A 1,752-nucleotide genomic window follows, 5' to 3' on the forward strand; every position below is an offset into this window, starting at 1 on the left:
GGGGGGTGGGCGGCTGCGCCGCCCACCCCAAAAACATAAGAAAAAGCACCGTAAAACCCGACATTTCAATTTAGCGCAGACCCCGACATTTGAACTTGGCAGAGACAAAGAACGACCGTGCATTTTTAATGCCAGTTCAACGCTATCTTCGACGCGAAAATCACCGCCGGCCAGCGACCGTTTATCGGGCCACGAAGTCGTTGACCGTTAGCGACAATCGCTCGTCCGGCCGCGCAAGTAACTTTCTTTGTGCGACCGCGACGATGCGGTTGCGACCGTTTTCAAATGCCTTGAGTGTGCGTGCCGCGTCGGCGTCAGGCGGGAGCCAGAAATGTTCTTCGAGTGCGACACGCGCAACCGCGCCTTCGACGCCGCGGCCGCGGGCCGACAGCATGAAAACCACGGCGCGTCCGTCCGGCGAGACGGCGGGCGCGCGATCAAGAACTTCCATGAGCTACCTCGACGATATCATTCGCGGTCTTTGTTCTGTACTGCGCCGCGGAACGGTAAATCTACCAGATGTTCCAAACAGCGCGGTGGACCACGACGTAACGATTCAGTCACGTCTGGCGTCTGTGGACCAGGATCGTCGGGGCGTTTGTTGCAAGCGGGTTTTGTTTTGTGGTGCATTGGGTTCGCGTTGACGGTTAGTTGCGTGTCACGAGTTGACACTCCTCATGATGGTGGGCTTTCTCGGGAGACGCCGTGTGGCCGGTCCCGGGCGAGCAGCCCGGCGTGGCGCCTTGAAGAGGCAGCCAAAACTGTGCTGATCACCGCGAACGCAAGGGTCGCTTCTGCTGGAGCGTGCGTAAATCGCAGCGTGTATCGGTGACGACGTGAATGTAAATCGTGTCGCCGCGCACCTCATAGATGACCCGTTTCTGACCGCTCAGCGTTTCCCGAAATTCAGACCGCCAAAATCCGAAAGCTCCGCGGGAACGTAACCACTTTGCGGGAACCGCCTGAGGTCTCCAAACGTGCCGGCAAGCTGCTTGGACGTTTGCTTCCATGTCTCGGCGCCGAAGCTCCTGAGGATGAACCGACGCAGATCCTTCGTATCCTCTTGCGCCTCTTCGAGGATCAGTAGCTTGAACTTCGTCTGCGCCATCAGCCGATTTGTTCCTTCCGGTCAAGGTCATCGAGCTCGGCGAGAAACTCCTCTGCATCCTTGAATTTCCCCTGTTCGATGTCCTTCTGACCTAAGGCCAGTATCTTGAGCAAAGCCAGCGTTTGCTGCGTGTCCTCGTAGCTTTGCACATCCTGAACGACAAGCCTGGCTTCCCCATTCTGCGTGATGAGCAGCGGCTCGCCGGAAGCCGTCAGATCCTTGACGATCTGCGCTGCGTCGCTTTTCAGGAAGCTGATTGGCTTTACGTGGTCTGCCAGCCGCATTGGGTGAGGTTTCGTCGCATTAGCGGAGGCAGGTGGTATGCTGCGGACCTTTCAAGAATGAAATGAAGGACAATGAAGGCTCTGAATCCGGCGGTCGCCAAAGTGCTGAAGCGGTTGCACTATCCGCTCGATGTGATGCTGGTGTGCGTGCGTTGGTACGTTGCCTATCCGCTGAGCCTGCGCAACCTGGAAGAGATGATGGCTGAACGCGGAGTCGCCGTAGACCATTCGACGGTTCATCGCTGGGCCATCAAGCTTCTGCCCGTTCTCGAGAAAGCCTTTCGCAGGTGCAAGCGCGCAGTCGGCAAGAGCTGGAGGATGGAGGAGACTTATGTGAAGGTCAGGGGCGAGTGGCAATAC

At 57.6% G+C, this 1,752-nt stretch carries 4 protein-coding genes; 1 reads left to right on the forward strand and 3 read right to left on the reverse strand.

What is annotated here, in order from left to right; all coding sequences use genetic code 11:
- Positions 1-181: 181 nt before the first annotated feature.
- From P0D89_RS52610 to P0D89_RS52620, 3 genes are all read right to left on the reverse strand, one after another.
- Entirely contained in the window at positions 182-451 is a 270-nt protein-coding gene (locus P0D89_RS52610; RefSeq protein WP_408367684.1) for a DUF1488 family protein, read from the reverse strand.
- 438 nt (positions 452-889) lie between these two features.
- Positions 890-1,108: a hypothetical protein gene (locus P0D89_RS52615; protein ID WP_408367682.1), complete on the reverse strand. Its 219-nt coding sequence runs from the start codon at positions 1,106-1,108 to the stop codon at positions 890-892.
- The gene (locus tag P0D89_RS52620) at positions 1,108-1,392 is read right to left on the reverse strand and encodes a type II toxin-antitoxin system Phd/YefM family antitoxin (protein ID WP_408367680.1); all 285 of its coding nucleotides are present in this window, start codon (positions 1,390-1,392) and stop codon (positions 1,108-1,110) included. The genes P0D89_RS52615 and P0D89_RS52620 overlap by 1 nt, the downstream gene beginning before the upstream one ends.
- A 72-nt stretch (positions 1,393-1,464) precedes the next feature.
- On the opposite strand from P0D89_RS52620, the gene P0D89_RS52625 reads away from it, so the two are divergent.
- The coding region (locus P0D89_RS52625; RefSeq protein WP_408379567.1) for a transposase at positions 1,465-1,752 on the forward strand (288 nt) is incomplete at its 3' end.

The sequence above is a fragment of the Paraburkholderia sp. RL18-085-BIA-A genome, assembly GCF_046027075.1.
GTDB lineage: Bacteria > Pseudomonadota > Gammaproteobacteria > Burkholderiales > Burkholderiaceae > Paraburkholderia.